This window comes from Vibrio sp. 10N.261.55.C5 (assembly GCF_041470505.1).
Taxonomy (GTDB): Bacteria; Pseudomonadota; Gammaproteobacteria; order Enterobacterales; family Vibrionaceae; genus Vibrio; species Vibrio crassostreae_C.
This window is the reverse complement of sequence record NZ_JBFRMS010000011.1, coordinates 186,415-205,248: the sequence shown is the minus strand read 5'-3', so window position 1 is coordinate 205,248 and position 18,834 is coordinate 186,415. Positions and strand designations below refer to the sequence as shown.

General features: G+C 45.7%; 16 protein-coding genes and 2 pseudogenes. 7 read left to right on the top strand and 11 right to left on the bottom strand.

The genetic code is table 11. From position 1 onward, the window contains the following. The first annotated feature begins 162 nt into the window (after positions 1 to 162). The 5 genes from AB4263_RS04535 (at position 163) to AB4263_RS04515 (ending at position 7,140) form a co-directional block, all read left to right on the top strand. A complete protein-coding gene (locus tag AB4263_RS04535) occupies positions 163 to 378 on the top strand; it encodes a type II toxin-antitoxin system RelE/ParE family toxin (protein WP_017070995.1) in 216 nt (71 codons plus the stop codon). Positions 379 to 380: 2 nt separating this feature from the next. Beyond that, entirely contained in the window at positions 381 to 665 is a 285-nt protein-coding gene (gene nadS, locus AB4263_RS04530; protein WP_017067989.1) for a NadS family protein, read from the top strand. A 696-nt stretch (positions 666 to 1,361) separates the two neighbouring features. Continuing rightward, positions 1,362 to 2,993: a site-specific integrase gene (locus tag AB4263_RS04525; protein WP_102420256.1), complete on the top strand. Its 1,632-nt coding sequence runs from the start codon at positions 1,362 to 1,364 to the stop codon at positions 2,991 to 2,993. Further along, a complete protein-coding gene (locus AB4263_RS04520) occupies positions 2,990 to 5,914 on the top strand; it encodes a hypothetical protein (protein WP_372097696.1) in 2,925 nt (974 codons plus the stop codon). Before AB4263_RS04525 ends, AB4263_RS04520 begins: the two co-directional genes overlap by 4 nt. Continuing rightward, complete coding sequence (locus tag AB4263_RS04515) at positions 5,911 to 7,140, top strand: hypothetical protein (protein WP_104216288.1); 1,230 nt, start codon at positions 5,911 to 5,913, stop codon at positions 7,138 to 7,140. Before AB4263_RS04520 ends, AB4263_RS04515 begins: the two co-directional genes overlap by 4 nt. A 268-nt stretch (positions 7,141 to 7,408) precedes the next feature. Here AB4263_RS04515 and AB4263_RS04510 read toward each other — a convergent pair whose 3' ends face one another. Continuing rightward, the gene (locus AB4263_RS04510) at positions 7,409 to 7,915 is read right to left on the bottom strand and encodes a GNAT family N-acetyltransferase (RefSeq protein WP_372097694.1); all 507 of its coding nucleotides are present in this window, start codon (positions 7,913 to 7,915) and stop codon (positions 7,409 to 7,411) included. Beyond that, positions 7,906 to 8,172, bottom strand: a complete 267-nt coding sequence (locus AB4263_RS04505) for a DUF1778 domain-containing protein (RefSeq protein ID WP_102449476.1) — start codon at positions 8,170 to 8,172, stop codon at positions 7,906 to 7,908. Before AB4263_RS04505 ends, AB4263_RS04510 begins: the two co-directional genes overlap by 10 nt. A gap of 583 nt (positions 8,173 to 8,755) precedes the next feature. Here AB4263_RS04505 and AB4263_RS04500 point away from each other — a divergent pair. Both AB4263_RS04500 and AB4263_RS04495 read left to right on the top strand, forming a co-directional pair. After that, positions 8,756 to 9,919, top strand: coding sequence for a tyrosine-type recombinase/integrase (locus AB4263_RS04500; protein ID WP_372097692.1), 1,164 nt, complete (start codon positions 8,756 to 8,758; stop codon positions 9,917 to 9,919). Then, positions 9,916 to 10,503, top strand: coding sequence for a hypothetical protein (locus tag AB4263_RS04495; protein ID WP_136975782.1), 588 nt, complete (start codon positions 9,916 to 9,918; stop codon positions 10,501 to 10,503). Before AB4263_RS04500 ends, AB4263_RS04495 begins: the two co-directional genes overlap by 4 nt. A 126-nt stretch (positions 10,504 to 10,629) precedes the next feature. Here AB4263_RS04495 and wecA read toward each other — a convergent pair whose 3' ends face one another. From wecA to AB4263_RS04450, 9 genes and pseudogenes are all read right to left on the bottom strand, one after another. Beyond that, entirely contained in the window at positions 10,630 to 11,709 is a 1,080-nt protein-coding gene (gene wecA, locus AB4263_RS04490) for a UDP-N-acetylglucosamine--undecaprenyl-phosphate N-acetylglucosaminephosphotransferase (RefSeq protein WP_372097690.1), read from the bottom strand. Positions 11,710 to 11,811: 102 nt separating this feature from the next. Next, positions 11,812 to 12,678 carry a UTP--glucose-1-phosphate uridylyltransferase GalU gene (galU, locus tag AB4263_RS04485; protein ID WP_372097688.1) on the bottom strand — a complete coding sequence of 289 codons (867 nt, stop codon included), beginning with the start codon at positions 12,676 to 12,678 and terminating at the stop codon, positions 11,812 to 11,814. A 185-nt stretch (positions 12,679 to 12,863) separates the two neighbouring features. Continuing rightward, the gene (locus AB4263_RS04480; protein ID WP_372097686.1) at positions 12,864 to 13,868 is read right to left on the bottom strand and encodes an NAD-dependent epimerase; all 1,005 of its coding nucleotides are present in this window, start codon (positions 13,866 to 13,868) and stop codon (positions 12,864 to 12,866) included. Positions 13,869 to 13,878: 10 nt separating this feature from the next. Then, the gene (locus AB4263_RS04475) at positions 13,879 to 15,045 is read right to left on the bottom strand and encodes a nucleotide sugar dehydrogenase (RefSeq protein ID WP_372097684.1); all 1,167 of its coding nucleotides are present in this window, start codon (positions 15,043 to 15,045) and stop codon (positions 13,879 to 13,881) included. Positions 15,046 to 15,543: 498 nt separating this feature from the next. Then, positions 15,544 to 15,759: pseudogene (locus tag AB4263_RS04470) on the bottom strand (transposase); the annotation flags it as partial. A gap of 79 nt (positions 15,760 to 15,838) precedes the next feature. Continuing rightward, positions 15,839 to 16,060 carry a group II intron maturase-specific domain-containing protein gene (locus tag AB4263_RS04465; RefSeq protein WP_372097682.1) on the bottom strand — a complete coding sequence of 74 codons (222 nt, stop codon included), beginning with the start codon at positions 16,058 to 16,060 and terminating at the stop codon, positions 15,839 to 15,841. 5 nt (positions 16,061 to 16,065) lie between these two features. Continuing rightward, positions 16,066 to 16,896 carry a group II intron reverse transcriptase/maturase gene (gene ltrA, locus AB4263_RS04460; RefSeq protein WP_372097680.1) on the bottom strand — a complete coding sequence of 277 codons (831 nt, stop codon included), beginning with the start codon at positions 16,894 to 16,896 and terminating at the stop codon, positions 16,066 to 16,068. After that, positions 16,896 to 17,096 (bottom strand): hypothetical protein, encoded by a 201-nt coding sequence (locus tag AB4263_RS04455; protein ID WP_241815097.1) that lies wholly within the window; start codon positions 17,094 to 17,096, stop codon positions 16,896 to 16,898. Before AB4263_RS04455 ends, ltrA begins: the two co-directional genes overlap by 1 nt. Positions 17,097 to 17,387: 291 nt before the next feature. Continuing rightward, positions 17,388 to 18,299: pseudogene (locus tag AB4263_RS04450) on the bottom strand (ISAs1 family transposase); the annotation flags it as partial. Positions 18,300 to 18,834: the final 535 nt, after the last annotated feature.

Below are 18,834 nucleotides of genomic sequence, written 5' to 3'. Positions count from 1 at the left end.
TCTTAATCAAAACTTGCAAAAAAGTAATCCATTGGCTTACACTTCATTTATGCAATCGTTGAATTACCCGAATACAAGAAACGAGTTGAAAAGCTCCTTTCTGAGGAAGAGAACAAGCAAATCATTAATTATCTAGCAGAGCACCCGAAAGCCGGTGTGTTAATGCAAGGGACAGGTGGAATTCGTAAGCTCAGGTGGGCAAAAGAGGGCAGTGGTAAAAGTGGTGGTGTAAGAGTTATCTATTACTACCATAGTGAAGAAATACCATTGTTTATGCTTTCTCTCTTTGGCAAAAACGAGAAAGCTAACTTATCTAAAGCTGAATGTAATGTTCTTAATAAACTAACCAAAATACTTGCAGACAGTTACGGGAGGTAATCATGACTAATGCATTTGAAAGTATCCAGCAAGGTCTCATGGAAGCCATTGAATTCGCAGATGGCGAAAACAAAGAGGCTACAGTTCACAAGTTTGACTCTGTTGACGTTAAAGCGGTGCGTAATAATGTAGCAATGACTCAGACTGAGTTTGCATCTACATTTGGTATCAGTCTAGGTACATTACGTCACTGGGAGCGTGGAGATAGAACACCAAGAGGTCCTGCTTTAGTGTTACTGAATGTACTTGCGAAAGATCCCCAAGCAGTAATCAGAGCTCTTGCTTGAACTACTACACCTCTAAAGGAGTATTAATCCCTATCGCTCTACCATTAGAATTGAATCGGCTTACATTGTCTCTTATAGGCGTTTAACGTGTTGGTCGTCCCTACCACCAAAAGATTTATGCTGGTGACCTTAACCCCTCAAGTGGAAGCGGGTACACCTAAAATGCAATGAGATTAAATGCATTGCAATGCAATGTGACATCACACATAAAACACAGATAACGGCTTGACGTCACCACTGAACATTGGCTAACTTTATAAAAACAGCCGTACACGGTTGTCTTTAAACTCAATATTGCCATGTTCTGGCACTAAGCGAGATAAGTATTGCGGTCTCGCTTCAACCTCGCCATTAAGGTACTGCCTTATAAATAACGGGAAATGGCCGTCCCCTTTACACTCAACTGCACCATGACCGCACCTCTTTGTGCGTCATGCAGTGTCACTCGCGAGACTTTCATACTCTCGCTCACTAACTGGCGACACCGCTTGTATTGCTGTGTTGCAGTACTGCTGATTGTTACTCAGCGCTGAGATGGGATTGCCCATCAAGGACCTGATAACCTCACACGCAGACTTGATCATGTTCCATCCTGATCACACTTAACTCTCTATTTTCTTACTGAAACGTACAGCATTCGGATTATCGAATCACGTACGTTCGGCTTACTTTTATCATGCCTAAAGGATTTTACTTATGGGTAGACAATCAAATGAAAAAAAGCGCAACCGAGCCAACAATGCTGGCGGCGTTCCCGTCGATGCGTATAACGTCGGCCTTGCCATCGCCAATGTATTGCATGAACTCAGACCCAAGACGTCGGGCGTGCTGACTGAACCCACGACACCCCTCAACCTTTATCACATTTACTTTCTGTATTTATGGATCGCAGGCCACCTGTCTGGCATCGAAAGAGAACAGGATATTCCCGATCTGGTGTTGGTCTCAGGGCGAGTCGATTGTGCGCTTCATCACCTTCGCCGAGTGCGTGAAGGTGGCGTTTCATGGGTCGAATATGCCATACCTTGCGCCTTGGCAAAGGAAACCGTGTATTTATGGCAACCCATGCCAGACGCGCTCAATGCCGTCTTTAGCTATTGGCTTACTCATCATGACACGGAGCTTCACCTCAATAAAATGCAAAAGAAACAGCTCTTTTGGCGATTAAAAAAGAGAAAGCTACGCACGCCGGAGGCGCTCAGAAGCCAACTTGTGCTGCGAAAAGACCTCTTGTATTCCTACATCGAGCGAATGGCACATTGCGATCCTTATCTCTCACTTCCAGCCCAAAAACTCATCACCGCCAAGAAAGTCCACCATCACAGTGCACTGAGTTACCAAATGTTGAACTGCGATCAAATTCGCTATGAGATTTTTTGTGCGCACAACCGCTATTTGCAGAGACTCATTCCCCAAATAAACCAGCGTCATATTAAACCCTTTTGTGATGTCAGGCTTCCCACCACTGGCGCACTTATTCCCGTCTTTACAACGCTTAACGAGCGTCCCCCTTACCTGAAAAAAGCAGGCGCGATCGTGGCTTTCACTCTCGAACTGACCGAGGGCGCTCGAACCTATATTCCAATACCGCCCATCTCCATTGGCTCTACGCGCGCGATCCCGATTCCCAAGCTGAGTCTCTTCTTTGGTCACCTTCGCCAACAACTGGCAACGGCGCCAGAAAAAAACGCCTCCCAAGACGCGCTTCGTGAGTATTACAACGCGCGCACCTACGAACTGGCGTTGTTATTTGTCCTTCTTACCGGCACTCGCCCTACTCACCACATCTCGATAGAACGGGAAGCCTGCTTTGATTTACAACGCGCCCTTATCAAAGACAAGGGACGCTATCGCCTTATTGATATTCCGAACTACTTACGACAAGCGATTGAGTCTTACCTTAAACTTCAAGCGCGCGTGCTCCAAACGTTAGCGCCCAATGGCGCCTCTGCCATGGGCCCCCTATGGTACTTGATTGATGAGAACAACGTCGCCGTCCCCCTCACCGCAAAAACCTTGAGGTTGTTTATGCATGCACAGTGGCAGCATTGCTTTCAACAAAGGTTGGGTTCCCCCGAAGAAAAAGTCGTCCCTTACCAGCTTCGTCACAGCTTTGCCCAACACGCCTTGATGGCCACTCACCCACGCTTAACCACCCAACAAATTGATGTCCTGATGGGCCACAGCGAACTGGGTGAACACCTTGGCAGCGCTTATGCTTTTCAAGCTTGCAACCAAACATTGATTGCACATTTGAACCATTGGCCATCGCGGCTGCAGCTCTCTGCCATTACGCCCTGCCCTTCAAAAAAGGACCGTGCCTTATGAACCGTCAAAGCCACACCGCAAAACACATCCATCACTTCTACCAACAGCAGTCGCTAGCGTGCGCTGAAGTTGACGCCTTCGAGGCCTTCTTAACGCTGCTTTCCCAAGAGAGGGGCCAAGAAAGTGAGCATGAACGCCAATTGACCGAGTCACAAATGGCCTCGATAAACCGAGCCATTTCAGGCATCCCAACAGGCAGGCAAAGAGCTTTAAAACGGGCGCGTGATGAGACCCTTTACTACCTAAACCAGGTGTGCGGCTGGGACTTACCACCGGTAAAGGTGCAACAATTTAACGATCATGAACACTTGTGGTTGGTCTCGCTGTATCAACAAAGTGCAAGGGCCCATGCTATCTCTTTGCATTACCAACAAGAGAGCCTGCATCGTATCAAGCACAGAGGTAGCCCAAACTTGGCGTGGACCGTGTTGACCTTGATGAGAGAAGTGGCGCCTCTGCCGCTCAACGCTTGGTGTGAAAGACTCAATGATCCTACCCCGCTGGAGCGCATTGGCGATCAACTCACCCTAACCATCACGCACCCTGTTAACCTATCGTATTTTGATGATACCGAACCCGTCAGTTTTACGCGCTACGCCGTATCACCGCTTGCTGCCCGCGCCTTCTATGACTGGCAGTGCCAGCAAGAGCCGGGCAACCCAAAGGTGACACTTAACCGATTGCTCAACTCACTCGATGATTTTTATCCCTCTGCGCAGCGCAAAGCGCTTACCCCTCATCAATGGCAACAATCTGTCCAAACCTTATGGCTTCATCGCTTCGCCATCCCCCCTGAAATATTAAAAGATTTCTCTGATCCCATGCGCCATGTAAGTGCGTTACCACAAGAGGCGGCCTCATCGCGCGTAGCCAAAGCGCAAGATATTTATCAGCCGCCATCGTTTGCAAAGATAAAACCCAAAGATGCGAACCAAGAGACTCCGTTTCATCGCTGGCCTCACGCCATGCTCATCAAGTCGCTCAATACGCCCCAACAAGCTGCGCCCACTCAGCCCGAGTGGCAAGCCGACAACCTGTTACCCCGCTTATTGTTTGATTATGTGCAAGAGCTGAAGCAATTTGGCGGCGTGAAAAAAAACACCCTCAGCCCCGCCACCTTGCTGCGCTACACCAGTTTTAAAAATGAACTGTCGACGACCCCACTCCCTCTCTCGATCGCCAATGACAGGGAAGCCCTGCAACAATGGGCCAAAGACCGATACCGCCTCATCCAAGACGAGACAATGGAAAAATGGACTCTGTATCAATTCTTCCGTTTTCTCACTCAGCAATCCATCACTGAGCACTTAGATCTCTCGACTTTCATCAAACCGACCCAAAGCCTAAAAATTGATGCCCTTTCTCTTAGCGCTGAAGAGGTGCACCACCTGGTCACTCAGTTATTAACGCACAGCCTGTCCCCGATGCAGGCGTTATTTGCGAGTGTCAGCGCGTTATTGAGTTATTACGGCGCCCTTCGACGAGGGGAACTCTTACGCCTGCGCCTTCAAGATATTCGATGCACCCACGAAAAAGGTCAGTTATTTGCGATCTACATTACCAATACAGAGGAAGGCAAAACAAAAAGCGGAGACGCGCGCATGGTTCAGGTTGTGATGCCCGAAATCGGCGCCAAATTAATACGGTTGTTACTGGCGTTCAAAGCCAACCGTCCTCCTAGCGAGCCATTCATTGGCTTTGAAGGCGAGTCCATCCATTTACGAGCGCGCCACTACCTTTTGCCTATCACGAAAGTGCTCAAACAATTACACGGTAAAAAAGCGCGCTTTCATCACCTTCGCCACAGTGGCGCCAAGCTGCTCTATCAACAAGCACTTTGCCTTGCTAACGGTGCGGCGCCAAAGGCTTGGCATAAAACGCATCAACCCGTCACCGCGTCTCTCTTCTCAACATCCGTTGTAGAGCAACGATTTCAATACTGGTTGCAAGGGCGTTCATTTTCAGAGTTAAACAATATGCTGCTGTTTGATGAAATCGGTCGAATGCTGGGCCATCAACACTATGCGACAACCCGACTGCATTACCTGCATGGCATGGAATGGGTCGCGCCTGCCTTTCTCCCTCAACAGCGAGAATACACACATGCCGAGCTGAGATACCTCTGGGGAATGAAACCAGGTTCCAATGACATCACTCGTCTTCTGATGAGACTCAGCCCTCAATACGCCCAGCTTTCACCCTCTGAAAAGCAGCGCCACCTGCCGAGCTTTACTCATGCACAGCTGGCGGAGGCTCTGAGCCAACGTTTGGGCAGCAAGCGCAAACCAAGTGGTGCTCAAGAACGACTTCAAAAGGCGGAGTCAAACGACAACGAGTGGATTGGACTTTGGACAAAAGGCGTCTCAAGTGTAGCCCAAACCCGCCCTTATCGTTTTCAGTGGGAAACTCGAGAACAAATCAAACGCTTAAAAGAAACGCCTTTGGCTTTTTCCATGGTGAGTGACGCATGGCGCGCCTTTGGGCAATACCAAGGCATTGAATGGAATAAAGCCGCACGAACCGCCCTACGTCCCCTTGGCGAACTACACCTCGAAGAAAAACCGCCGCAAAGCAATGACGAGGGAATGAACAACGGCAAGCAATTGTACTTTCTTAGCCCATGCAACCAAAAGGTGGAAAAAGCGCTCCACACCCTCAAGCAATCACCGCTCAAATACCATTGTCATATCACGCTGCATCAAAACCGAAAACGTCTCGACAGTAAAAAATGGGACTTTATACAGGCGGCTTTACTCACAGCAAAAGACACCGCGAATAAAATCATCATCCCCACCGGTCGCACTCAACTCAAGATAGCGTTGGGGTTAGAGGTCACCGATCCACTTCTTCTAGAGCAATTTCAAACATGGTGGAACACCATGATACTTAACGCCTCACAGCAAAAAGGACACACATTATGAACACACTGAACTTTCAACCAGAAGTACACGCACGCATTACCGAGCTAGTTAGCGGCATCAAAAAAGGCAGCGAGCACCCCTTTGTCACCTTCATTGTCACTGATAAATCGCTTCACCTCATTGGCGGCGCGACGGAGAAGCTCATCATGACCACGTTGGACAGAGCGTCGGATTGCACATTGGACAACGCTGCTTTCTCGTTTAGCGCCACCGCTTTTGCCAACCTATGGCTGTGCCAAACCAATCATATCGTCCAAAAAGAAACGATTTCATTGCAGCTCCGTCATGACAACCAACAAGACGGCGTCGTGCTGGAAGGGCGAACCGAACTGAACTCCTTTCGCTACGCCCTCGCGCAGCCCGCTTGTGAACATCATCTGGCCTTCTTTGATAGCGTCATGACGCACCCCAAGCAAATTATTGAGACCAAGCAAGCGCTGGCGATATGTCAACTGGCCAATACCTGCACCCCTTTCTCAGTGTTTGAGGTCAACAAAGACAGCAACCGCGTTCAAATAGAGCGAGACAACGACATCATTCCTTTCGCGCTCCCTAAGGGTATGAACATCGACATCGATATGGCCCTGACTCCAGAGGCCAAGCACTCACTGGAATCGATCGCGCAAACAACACAAAGCGAGACCTTGTCTGTCTATATCGATGATGAGCAAGCGATGTTTAGCGATGGAGAGCAGGTGTATTGCCACTCCCTGGCGCCATTGCGCGCCTACCGAGAAAGACAGCAGCAACATTTTGAGTTAGAAGCCAAAGTGGTGATTGATGTTCTTGAATTTAAAGCCGAAAGGGACAATTTTCAAAAAATCGAAGAGATTAAAAAAACCAACCAAGCCTTACTTTACCTCACCCCTGAAAGTATGTATTTCGCGAGCTTAGCACCCAAAGTGGGCGCCTTAATGGCACTCACGACCAAGAGTATCATTACTTCACAAGAACAACTGTATAGCGTCAACCTCAACGCCTTATCAAATGTACGTATCAAAGACATCACATCGGCTGATCAAGTCAAGATGACGGTGCTGCGCAGCGCGCAAGGTGAACTCAAATTGGGGTTTCACAATGACGAAGATGGGAAGCACCCTTATTACAGTGTGCCTTTGGAGCGTGCTTTGCCACTCTTACCTGAGCTAAAACGGATCATCGATATCTCACAGCTCTCAAGTGATAAGCCTGAACAAAACGATCTGTTTGGATTTGATGACGTGTAATGCCATTAATGATAGTCAGTAAGTGCTCAGACGTCGCGCTGGGAAAAGGCTTGATAACAAGATCGGGGGCGTCGATAAGTAATGATTCTACAATCAACATGCTAACGAAGTTATCAAGTGTTTTACCCGCTATTTGTGGGCATTATTTACTGCAATTGGGATTTGGATGAGCGTTTTACTGTTCAATAAACCAGCAAGCCTTTTCCGGGGCGCTAGAGAGCGCCTCAACGCTGTCCTCGATAGCGCTACTCGACTTTCACGTTTATACTCAGGGGGCCTGGAGTGATTGGGTTAAATCGCTGATTCTTGCCATCAGCACCAACCTATCTATACTCGATTCTTTAAAGCCAAATTTTGTATAGAAGGACTGAGCTTCATCGTCTAAAGCATGAACTAATATACCTGCCCCACCGACCACTTCCATTGCTGCCATAGAGCGCAAAATACAATCTTTGAGCAAACCAACAGCGATATGTTTACCTTGATATTTCAAATCAACGGCAAGTCTCGCCAATACAACCATTGGTATTGGATCGGGGCTATTGCGTTTTAAAGCACTAAAAGCGATATCTCTTGATACCGACCCCATTGCGATAGCGTAGTAACCCACTACCACGTTTCTTTCTGAATCAATGACGACATAAGTTTTCGCACTACCACGGTTTTGACTTTTTAGCGCTTGTTTCTTAAGCCACAGATCGAGAGATTCAACACCACAACAAAAGGAATTGATGTGATCACTGCCTGTAAGTAAGCGAGGTTTAATCAATCCCAAGGCGACTTCCTTTGGAATAAATCTTGAACACCCTCAAGAATTTTAGGTGGTTCATCAAACGCTTTTTCAAAAGCATCAAATGCCGCTTGTTCTAATCTAAAATCTTTCTGATCTGCCAGTATTTTTTGAGCTTCATTCAAAGCGGCTTGCTGAATGAATACGGTTCTATCCACTTTCTGTAGGCTTGCCGCTGCATCAATAACATCACGGACGGAAGGAAATACTCGCATATTGATCGGGGCTGATTTGGTAGCCATAATAATTACCTGTGTATATCTATCACGTATACAAGCATATCACCACAAACCGTATAGTCAATAGATACACAACCTATCAACTATGCATACTTTTACCGTTCTTGAACATCAAGCTTTTTAGCCGAGCCCACCGCACAGCGAAATTTGACACCAAACCGTACTCAGGGCCCAAAAAACGTCAAGAGAAAATAGACGAAGACGGAGAACAGGCTGACATATTTGGGTTTGATGGCACATCAGCGGCGCACCAATGAACCGTCATTTCTGATGAAAAAACCACCAAAGCACTGGACATCGATCCAGTAAACTACTAGAGTCAATATTGAACGTTTTATAGGCTATCGGAAGAAATAGGCGTGAAGACACGCTTTAGGATTTGGAAGATACCGTGAAATACGTTGGCAGATGATGACCTTGCGTCACACCGCCACACACAATATGCAGTTGGGATAGGAAGGCGGCAACCTCCCTACCCCGTACCGGCTGCGACACGTTTAAGCACACCCAGCCGATGGCTCGATTCTAGCGAATTCCATTGGTGAGGGACAGATCTATTTAAGATCTGATATCAATGGAGGCCGCTATGGCTCATCTTCGCATCCGTCCTAACGGGCGCATTCAGTTCGATCTTCATTTGTACGGCCAACGCTTTCGCGAAGGTACCCAGCAAATGGCCACCCCAAAAAATGTCAGGCTTGCTCAAGCCACGCTCAAACAAATGAACGCCGAGATTGACCTTGGCACCTTTCAATACCGTGATTACTTTCCACACAGTAAAAAAGTGGCCTTGTTTGAACGCTTACAGCGCGAGAAGTACCCCGACCACCTGTATCCTTTTTTCAATGACTTTGCGAATCAGTGGTATGAGCGTCAAAAAGGCAATTGGAAAGCCAGTTATAAAGGCGTGGTAAAAAACACCCTTGAGTACTACCTCATTCCGCACTTTGGCAATACCTTAGTCTCTGAAGTGTCGCTCTCTCAAGTGGAATTTTTTCGTCAGACCCTGCAAGAAGCTCGTAAGGCCAATGGCGAGCGACAACTCACCAACAAGCGCATCAATAATATTTTATGGCCGCTGATTGCCATTCTGAGCCTCGCCGCCGAAGAGCATCACTTTGATTACCCATTTCGACGCTACAAATCCCTGAAAGAGGAAAAAGCGGATTCGAAACCGCTGACCATGGATGAAGTCCGTACTTTCTTAGAATGCTGTGATGAGCAATGGCATGATTATTTTTTACTGCGATTTTGGACGGGCATGCGAAGTTGTGAAGTGCATGGCCTGTATTGGGAGCACATTGATTTTGACCATCGATTGATTCGCGTGAGACAAAATTATGTGAATGGAGAGATTTGTGATGTGAAGACGCCGAAGTCACGTCGTGATTTGCAGATGTGCGACACCTTGTTCGCGGCGTTAAAACGTCAGTGGGAAAAGAGAGATGAGTGCAGCTCATTTGTGTTTGCCTCAAAAAGTGGGCGTGGTCTTGATACCCATTACGTTAGCCGAAAGATATGGCACCCCACATTGAAAAAGGCCGGTCTTAAACCTCGCCGCGCCTACGAGACACGCCATACGGCTGCGGTACTGCACATTGCCGCGCATGAAAATCCGATCTATATCTCACACAAACTCGGGCACAGCGACACCAAATTGCTGTTTGAGGTCTACGCCCCGTACGTGGCGAACGCTGCTGGTCAAGATGGACTGGCGTTCAATGACATGATGTTAGGAGGCGAAGCATGATGATACTGACCTTTAACCGCGCTCAATACTTCCATCAAAACCTAACCGATAATGATCAACTGTGCGCCTTTGCATTAGGCTCTGAACTGCCTTCGGTTTATACACTCATCGGCAACAAACAAGAAATGGCGTTAAGTTCATTGAGCGAACAACACCGTTTAGAAGCGATAGCCAAGCAATGTTATGAGCGTTTTATGGAAGATCCAGCGTTGCAATCGGTACTCGATAAGTACGCCGACAGTATGATGACCTCAGGCATGGTTATGTTTCACGATGTTCGATTACACGCTCAGTCCCCTGGGCTGACTTTAGCGAAGTACTATTACGCACTTAAACAAACAGATGGGCATTTGGATAGGTCAATAGTGTGGGAAAAACACCTTCAATGGTGCCAAACGTTATCTTTTGCTTTATATGAACATTGCCAAGATCCACGCAGTGATATTTGTTATGGCGAGAAGACCGTCATTATCGATAAGCCGCATAACAGGCAGTGTTACAGCTATACGACCATTAAGAAACCGGTGTCGTTTCAGCTCAACCGATATCAGTACAGGCAGCAGCCTTGGCAGTGGCAAGACTAACGATACCGATAGGATAGCGATAACAAGGGCTAGTGCTTTCTAGCCCTGATTCACCCGAGATCAAATAGCAGGCGAATCATCGTCGTTTCACCGAGTTATTTAAGTTATTAGGTGCTGGCTATTAAGTTATTTTGCAGCGGGCTTCTTCCACTTTCTTACTATCTTCGCCATCTTAAATGAGTGGGTCATCGCATAAGTGTGGCATAAGAAACACACAACAATGGTGTAGAACATGATGTATTCTGGCACTTGGAAGTATTCGCCCAATAACCCCAACGTTGAGTACAGCAACTGCACCAAACAGATCACCACTAACGACTCACGAGGGGTAAAGCCGATACGCTGCATAATGTGGTGAAAATGCTCGCGGTCAGGTTGGAACGGAGAGTGCCCTTTTCGAATACGACGGATCATAATGGCCATCATATCAATCAAAGGCACCGCAATTAACCACAATGCCGTCACCGGACGAATCGTATAGTGGCCGTGTTCAGGCTGTGTTCCTCGGATTAAAATCCAGATCACGAGAAAGCCGATCATCATGCTACCGGCATCGCCCATAAACACTTTACGTAGTTTGCCAAAATACCCCAAATTAAACAGCACGAAGGGAAGTAAGATAACCACCATCACTGCCATAAAGAAGGTATAAAACTCAAGGCCATGGGCATAGAACAGCACACCTAACGAGGCAAACACCACTATGCTTAAACCACCCAATAGCCCGTCAATACCATCAACCATGTTAAAAGCGTTAATTGCACCGATCACAGCTAATATGGTAACAACATAATCGATGGCAACCGGAAAGTCCCAAACACCAAACCCAAACGCATTACCAACATGAGAAAGCGTTAGCCCGGTATAATGCATTACGATCAGCGTCAAGACAGCTTGCACACCCATGCGAAGTTTAAAACTGATATCGAAGCGGTCATCTGCCACACCGATCAGCACCAGTATCGTTAAGCACGTGGCGATTACCTCTATGTTATTGATTTCTGACGCACTCACGTAGAAGAAGTACAACAAGGTAATACAAAGGGAAATACCGCCCACCAAAGGGACCACACCCTCATGATGTTTTCTAGCATTCGGTTTATCAACTAAGCCAATGGCGTAGCCCACTTTGCGCATGCAGTACAACACCGCCAACGAAAGAAAGAAGAACAGAGAAAGTTCGACAAAGTATTCAAACAATGACATTAATTTAAGCCTTGGGGTTTGTTAGAAAAAGGTGATTCCGTGGAACAATGAAGCGACAGCAATAAAGATAAAAACTATCACGATTGATCGAACTTATATGCGCTACACCTTTTCAGTAGCGGTTTGATCCATTTCAGCTTTGCTGCCTTTCAGATAGACATTTTTATAACAGTAGTTCGTCGCCTCGATGTAGCCATCGACGCTACCGCAATCAAAACGCTTACCTTTAAACTTGTACGCAATCACACAACCATTTTTGGCTTGCTCTAAAAGCGCATCCGTAATTTGGATTTCGCCGCCTTTACCCGGCTGCGTTTCTTCCAAAATATCGAAGATATCTGGTGTTAGAATATAACGACCAATGATCGCGAGGTTACTTGGCGCTGTACCTTGCTCAGGCTTTTCAACCATATCGGTAATGCGAATCAAATCATCACTTAAGTGCTCACCGGCAATCACACCGTACTTATGCGTTTCCGATTCTGGTACTTCTTCCACCGCAACAATAGAGCAGCGGAACTGACGATACAACGCCGCCATTTGTGCTAACACACCTATATCATCATTAATGCAAAGGTCGTCAGCTAGAACCACAGCAAATGGGTTATCACCCACCAGTTCTTTGCCTGTTAAAATGGCGTGCCCTAGCCCTTTCATTTCACGCTGGCGAATAAAAGAGAACTGCGCCGAATCAATCAGAGAGCGAATATCATCCAATAAAGGCTCTTTATTGGTGCCTTGAATTTGGTGCTCAAGCTCGTAGTTCTTATCAAAGTGATCCATTAACGAGCTTTTACCACGGCCAGTAACAACGGCCATGCTGGTCATGCCCGCTTGAATCGCCTCGTCAACGCCATATTCAATAAGCGGCTTGTTAACGATAGGCATCATTTCTTTTGGCATGGATTTAGTTGCAGGTAAAAAGCGCGTGCCATAACCGGCTGCAGGGAATAAGCAGTGTTTGATCATTATTTAAATTCTTATGTGTTATTAACTAACGTATATATAAAAATATTGCGGATAAAACAGATATAACGAAGAAAAGTGCCTCTAACCAGTATGGAATGAGGCACTTTAGGTATCAGAAGGTGTTATTGGTAGACAGGGTATTACTTGGAACAAAGCGAGTCGTTTCCAAGTGGAGACTTGAAACTCTACTTGTTGTAGAACTCGCGGTACCACTGAATAAACTCAGCGACGCCTTCTTTAACGGTAACTTTAGGCGTGTAACCCGTTGCTACAAACAAGTCTTGGGTGTCGGCATAAGTTTGGTATACATCACCAGGCTGCATTTCACGGAAGTTTTTCTTCGCTTCAATGCCTAGCTCGTCTTCAATCGCCTTAACAAAATCCATTAAATTGATTGGAGAGCCGTGACCAATGTTATACACCGCATAAGGCGCAGAGCTGGTTGCTGGAGAGCCCGCTTCTACTGTCCAATCGTTATCACGTGTTGGTACCACATCCGCGATGCGCACCACGCCTTCAACAATATCATTGACGTGAGTAAAATCACGCCACATGTCACCGTTGTTGTTGATATCGATTGTGTCGCCATCCAAAATCTTCTTAGTGAAGATAAACGGCGCCATATCAGGGCGGCCCCATGAGCCATAAACCGTGAAGAAACGCAGGCCTGTGGTTGGAATGTCGTATAAGTGAGAATAGCTGTGCGCCATCAGCTCATTAGACTTCTTGGTCGCTGCGTACAATGAAACGGGGTGATCCACCGAATCTGACGTTGCAAACGGTGTTTTAGCATTCAACCCGTATACAGAACTTGAAGAGGCATAAACCAAGTGCTTCACTTTATTATGACGACACCCTTCAAGAATGTTCAAATGACCGACTAAGTTGGAATCCGCATACGCGTGTGGGTTTTCAATGGAATAGCGAACACCCGCTTGTGCAGCCAAGTGAATCACTTGATCAAATTGCTCAGCGTCAAACAAGCTAGCTACGCCATCACGATCGGCGATATCCAAATGAACCAATTTGAAGTCGTCATGCTGGATGCGATTCAAGCGCGCTTCTTTCAAAGCGACATCGTAGTAATCATTTAGGTTATCAACACCAACAACTTGATGGCCTTTTGCAGTTAACTGTTCTACCACAGCACTGCCAATAAAACCCGCTGCGCCTGTTACCAAATACTTCATTACTTAATCCTTAATCTGAACCGAATAGATCACGTGTATACACTTTGTCTTTTACATCCGCTAACTCTTGAGCCATGCGGTTTGAGACAATTACATCACAGCTTGACTTAAACTGCTCGAAATCCGTTAACACTAATGAGCGAAAGAACTCTTTTTCTTTAAGTTCGGGTTCGAACACCACTACTTCAATGCCTTTTGCTTTAAGGCGCTTCATAATGCCTTGAATACTCGAAGCGCGGAAATTGTCAGAGCCAGACTTCATCACTAATCGGTAAATACCAACGCGTCTTGGGTTTCTTTTAATAATAGAGTCGGCAATAAAATCTTTACGTGTAGTATTAGAATCGACAATCGCGCCAATAATATTATTTGGAACATCAGAGTAGTTAGCACGTAGTTGCTTGGTGTCTTTTGGTAAGCAGTAACCACCGTAACCAAATGAAGGGTTGTTGTAGTGCGAACCAATGCGAGGGTCTAAACTAACACCATCGATAATCTGTCGCGTATCTAACCCGTGGGATTCTGCGTAAGTATCTAGCTCATTAAAGTAAGCGACACGAAGTGCCAAATAGGTGTTAGAGAACAGCTTTACCGCTTCGGCTTCGGTTGAATCGGTATACAAGATTTCAACGTCTTTTTTAACCGCGCCTTCTAACAACAGGTTCGCAAAAACTTGTGCACGTTCAGAGCGCTCACCAACTACAATGCGAGACGGGTGCAGGTTATCGTATAACGCTTTACCTTCACGTAAAAACTCCGGTGAGAACATCAGGTTTTCACATTCAAGTTCCGCTTTAATACGGGCGGTATAACCCACAGGCACGGTAGATTTGATCACCATCACCGCATTTGGGTTAATCGCCATCACATCTTTAATTACCGCTTCAACGGATGAAGTGTTGAAGTAGTTGGTTTCAACATCATAATCCGTGGGTGTCGCAATGATGACGTACTCCGCATTGGAATAAGCCAACTCTTTATCGAGCGTCGCAGTGAAGTTTAATAGCTTGTTCGCCAAGAAATCTTCAATTTCAGCGTCAACGATTGGAGATAATTTATCGTTAAGTAATCTTACTTTCTCTTCGATAATATCGACCGCGATAACATCATGATGCTGTGATAACAGCATCGCATTTGATAAGCCTACATAGCCTGTACCGGCAATTGCAATTTTCATATATTAAGCCAACTGTTTAAAGTATGATTAGTCTAAAATTTATAACAAGTATTTCCTTACCTATATCCTCATTTTGTAACAAAGGGAGTAAGGGAACTAGTTATTAGAAATACCACCGCATAATGAGCTAAAAGTTGCAAGTCGTCATTAAGCGCTTACCCGATACCCAAGCTTTTTGAGTGTAAAAGGCATAGATTTCGAGTTTTTTTTGAACCCGAAGCACAACTAAATTACCACCAACGTTTAGCCACTCTTCGACATTCATATTTCCTCTTAGTCAAAGACCGACCTTTGACTAAGAAGAAATAACCTCACTTGTTCGGACGAATTACTTAACCTAATGCTTTAGCAAGGGTTTTATTGATTTCTGCCTTAGGTTTTAACTTACCATCGAGTGAAAGATTCACAAACCAATACGCTTTGTATTAAGCAATCTAACTCTGAGCGACCTATTTGCAGCACCAGCCGTATTAATATACACACCAAATCAGGGCAAGATTACGAAGCCCCTTGCCCTGCAAGGACTTGCGAAAGGTAAGCGTTATTGCGGTTCGCTTTTTTCTGCTTTCTTTTGATCCCTGCTTTGAAGCTGATTTCTTCCGTCAGCAGATTTAAAGCTATATGTCTTATAACTGCTAAATTCTCACCGGCTTGCTCTCGACGTATCCGACATTCATCTTCTTTAAAACCAACGTCTAATCGCCAGTGCATCTGATGGTGAGTAGACCGCAGGAACTCCCCCTGCAGCCTCTCGCAAAACGGTACGTGAACCTCTCAGTTCATACCGCTTCCATTAGGCAAACGATCCTCTCATTCCATGCCTCCAATGGGCAAACAACCACGGATTCTGCTTAGCTATCCTTTCCAAGAACAGCGTTGCTCGAGTCTTATGGCGACGAAGTTTTTTGTATTTGCGTCTCGCCCACCTAATCAGAGCTTTGTTGATGTGTCTAAACACTGGGTATAGCGACGACCGATAGTACTTACCATAGTACCCAATCCAGCCATTTATCATTGGATTTAACCAACCTGATATCTGTGCGATGTTGAGATCTGTTCGGCTTCTTCTTTGCTTTTGCAATGAACCAGCCCATCATCCGCATATCGACACCAAGGTATACCGCGGTAATGCTTGTGTAACCATTTATCGAAGACATAATGTAAAAAGAGATTGGCGAGAACAGGACTGATTACCCCTCCTTGAGGTGTTCCCATATCCCTTGCTTTCAACTCTCCATCTGGCATTTTCATCGGTGCTGTTAACCAACGTTTGATATATAACCTTACCCACTTTTCTGTGCAGTGTTTATCGACTGCTTTCATCAGTAGGTCGTGCGGTATTTTATCAAACAATGCCCTAATATCGAACTCAAGGCACCAGTCATAGTCCCAACACCGTCTTCGAGTTACACCTATAGCATCTAGAACCGATTTCTTTGGTCTGTATCCATACGAATCTGGCAAGAAGTGCGGTTCTACTTGGGGTTCAAATGTCAGTTTGACCACCATCTGTGCGATGCGGTCACTGACGGTTGGTATACCAAGTATCCTCTCGCCTCCGGCTTTCTTTGGAATGGCTACAGCCAGTACTGGCGGAGGGAAGTAGGTTCCCGATGCCAATCGGTTCCAAATTTTATAGAGATTTCCTTTTAAGTTCCTGTCAAATTCGGCCAGTGTTTCATTATCAACCCCTGCCGCGCCTGCATTTGCTTTCACCAACTTGTATGCGTTGACTACTTGCCATTTTGAAATGTTGAATTGTTTTGTCTTAACCTCTGCCTCCTCCTGACTTATTGTCAGTTGGGCAGAACTTAACGACGGCCTAACGCTACCCCTTCGCTCCACAACCATTACAGCTGTTTCCTCACTACTACAGATAGCTCCGTCCCAGTGCTGTGCATCGGTACTCTAATACTCGCCAATTCAGTGGCTTGTATGTCTTCCTTAGGCATCACAACGACTGGTTCCCGCAGTTCCCAAAAAGAGCCTGATATAGATTCACGCCCACTATACGCCGGACACCGTCTATGCAGCATTCGGAGTTTACTCATAGACTTATCCCAAGAGATAGAAACGCCCTTGGTTTTGATGTCAATCTCTGGATTACGACGCGTCCACATGGGTTCGGGTTAACTCGTCTCTCTATATCGTACCTGCCGAACTTTCGTTCGCACTTTGACTCCAACGCTCATGACCATAGCTCTTAACTACAGCCACTTGGAGTGGTTTGAAGCCAGCTTCCGACAGCAGACTTCGGTGGGCCTACCACCATCTCTTCCTGAGCTTATGCCTTGAGTCATAGCATCTCCTTATGCTGCTAACTTCAGTGCCTGCGGCACACTTTCAATGCTCCAATGTGCTCGCGTGCTCTCTAGTAAAGCTTTAGCCGTTAGTTTTACTGAGCTTATGTAGTGCTTGATTTGCATTGTTTCTGCTGGCTTATCACCTTCTTGACGAATTGAAACGACCATACCAATTGTGGAGAGTTCAGCCCAATCAAACGCTATATAGCCTAAGAAATCTGTATTGTGAACAACCATACTCAAACGCGTTTCTGTACGACCATGCCCTTTCTCTTGAGTGACGTATTTATCACCTTCAAAACTATTAATCATACTAGAATTAAACACTTGGCTAATCGCTTGCTCCAATCGTTTTTGATTACCTTTTACCGCTAAGAGATAATCTGCATCTTGAGCGACTATCTTTTCAGTTATATCCTTCTGGCATCCCATAGCATCAATAGTCACTAAACAACCTCGCAAGGAAAGCATTTCAAGCAGTTCAGGGATCGCTTTTATTTCATTGCTTTTATCCGCAGTCTTCACTTGTCCTAGTACAACTTGGTTTGCTGCACTAAAGGCACTAACCATATGGATTGCACCACAACGCTTGTCTTTGTTGTATGTGCCTCTGAGAGTTTTGCCGTCGATAGCAATCACTTCACCCTCTGTCGTCTCATGACAGTCTTTCATCCACGCAGTAAAGCATCGTTGCAGTTACTTGGCGGAAATAAGATTGATAACTCGGGCAATGGTATCGTGTACTGGTATGCCTTGTTTGAAATCACCATACTGCCTAAGCCATTCCAAGTTATCTTCACCAAAATCTTCAATATCCTCCCAACCTTCAGCACCAGCAATCACTGCTGCAATTGTTAAGAAGATAATGTCGGTTAGCGTGTGCTCTATTTTCCAAGCTTGGCGAGGGTCTCGAATAACTGAAATATGGTCCAAAAGGCTTAATCCATTCATTATGGCTAAATATCTGCTGTTAAAAAACAGTATATGATCACACCTAAATCTGATCATCAAATCGATCTTGAATGTATTGAATTTGTTGTGACTTCAGTGTACAAATTAGTGGAAACATCACTTCACGCTACCCCTTATTCCATATGGGTTTTTCATGATCTTGCCCTGCACACCAAATAGTAGTGATTCGACATAATGACACAGGTACATACATCAATCGCAAACACTTAGCCTAGCAAACGCATGCGTTCGACCAACTAAAACCGAAATTCTCAAAGTTTTGCTCAGAATGATGGCCTTCATCGCACAAGAAATCTCGATGTACGCTCAATAAAAGAAAGTGATAACAAACCATGTCTTGCAGGAATACTTGAGCTAAACGTGCTTGAGTCATCCTGACCCAAAATGTGCACAATCTAAACAGATAAATTAGCTTAGTAGATGATTAAATAAAGAACCGTCAAATAAATAAGTATCCAGAATCTTCCCAAAGTATTTATATTATTTGAAAATTTCATTAACAATTTAAAAAATA

Coding starts and splice junctions, on each gene's coding strand:
- AB4263_RS04520 (WP_372097696.1), top strand. CDS start 2,990: ATGAACCGTCAAAGCCACACCGCAAAACACATCCATCACTTCTACCAA.
- ltrA (WP_372097680.1), bottom strand. CDS start 16,896: ATGGTTGTGGAGCGAAGGGGTAGCGTTAGGCCGTCGTTAAGTTCTGCC.
- AB4263_RS04500 (WP_372097692.1), top strand. CDS start 8,756: ATGGCTCATCTTCGCATCCGTCCTAACGGGCGCATTCAGTTCGATCTT.
- nadS (WP_017067989.1), top strand. CDS start 381: ATGACTAATGCATTTGAAAGTATCCAGCAAGGTCTCATGGAAGCCATT.
- AB4263_RS04480 (WP_372097686.1), bottom strand. CDS start 13,868: ATGAAGTATTTGGTAACAGGCGCAGCGGGTTTTATTGGCAGTGCTGTG.
- AB4263_RS04475 (WP_372097684.1), bottom strand. CDS start 15,045: ATGAAAATTGCAATTGCCGGTACAGGCTATGTAGGCTTATCAAATGCG.
- AB4263_RS04525 (WP_102420256.1), top strand. CDS start 1,362: ATGGGTAGACAATCAAATGAAAAAAAGCGCAACCGAGCCAACAATGCT.
- AB4263_RS04455 (WP_241815097.1), bottom strand. CDS start 17,096: ATGAGTAAACTCCGAATGCTGCATAGACGGTGTCCGGCGTATAGTGGG.
- wecA (WP_372097690.1), bottom strand. CDS start 11,709: ATGTCATTGTTTGAATACTTTGTCGAACTTTCTCTGTTCTTCTTTCTT.
- AB4263_RS04535 (WP_017070995.1), top strand. CDS start 163: ATGCAAGGGACAGGTGGAATTCGTAAGCTCAGGTGGGCAAAAGAGGGC.
- AB4263_RS04505 (WP_102449476.1), bottom strand. CDS start 8,172: ATGGCTACCAAATCAGCCCCGATCAATATGCGAGTATTTCCTTCCGTC.
- AB4263_RS04495 (WP_136975782.1), top strand. CDS start 9,916: ATGATGATACTGACCTTTAACCGCGCTCAATACTTCCATCAAAACCTA.
- AB4263_RS04465 (WP_372097682.1), bottom strand. CDS start 16,060: ATGATAAATGGCTGGATTGGGTACTATGGTAAGTACTATCGGTCGTCG.
- AB4263_RS04515 (WP_104216288.1), top strand. CDS start 5,911: ATGAACACACTGAACTTTCAACCAGAAGTACACGCACGCATTACCGAG.
- galU (WP_372097688.1), bottom strand. CDS start 12,678: ATGATCAAACACTGCTTATTCCCTGCAGCCGGTTATGGCACGCGCTTT.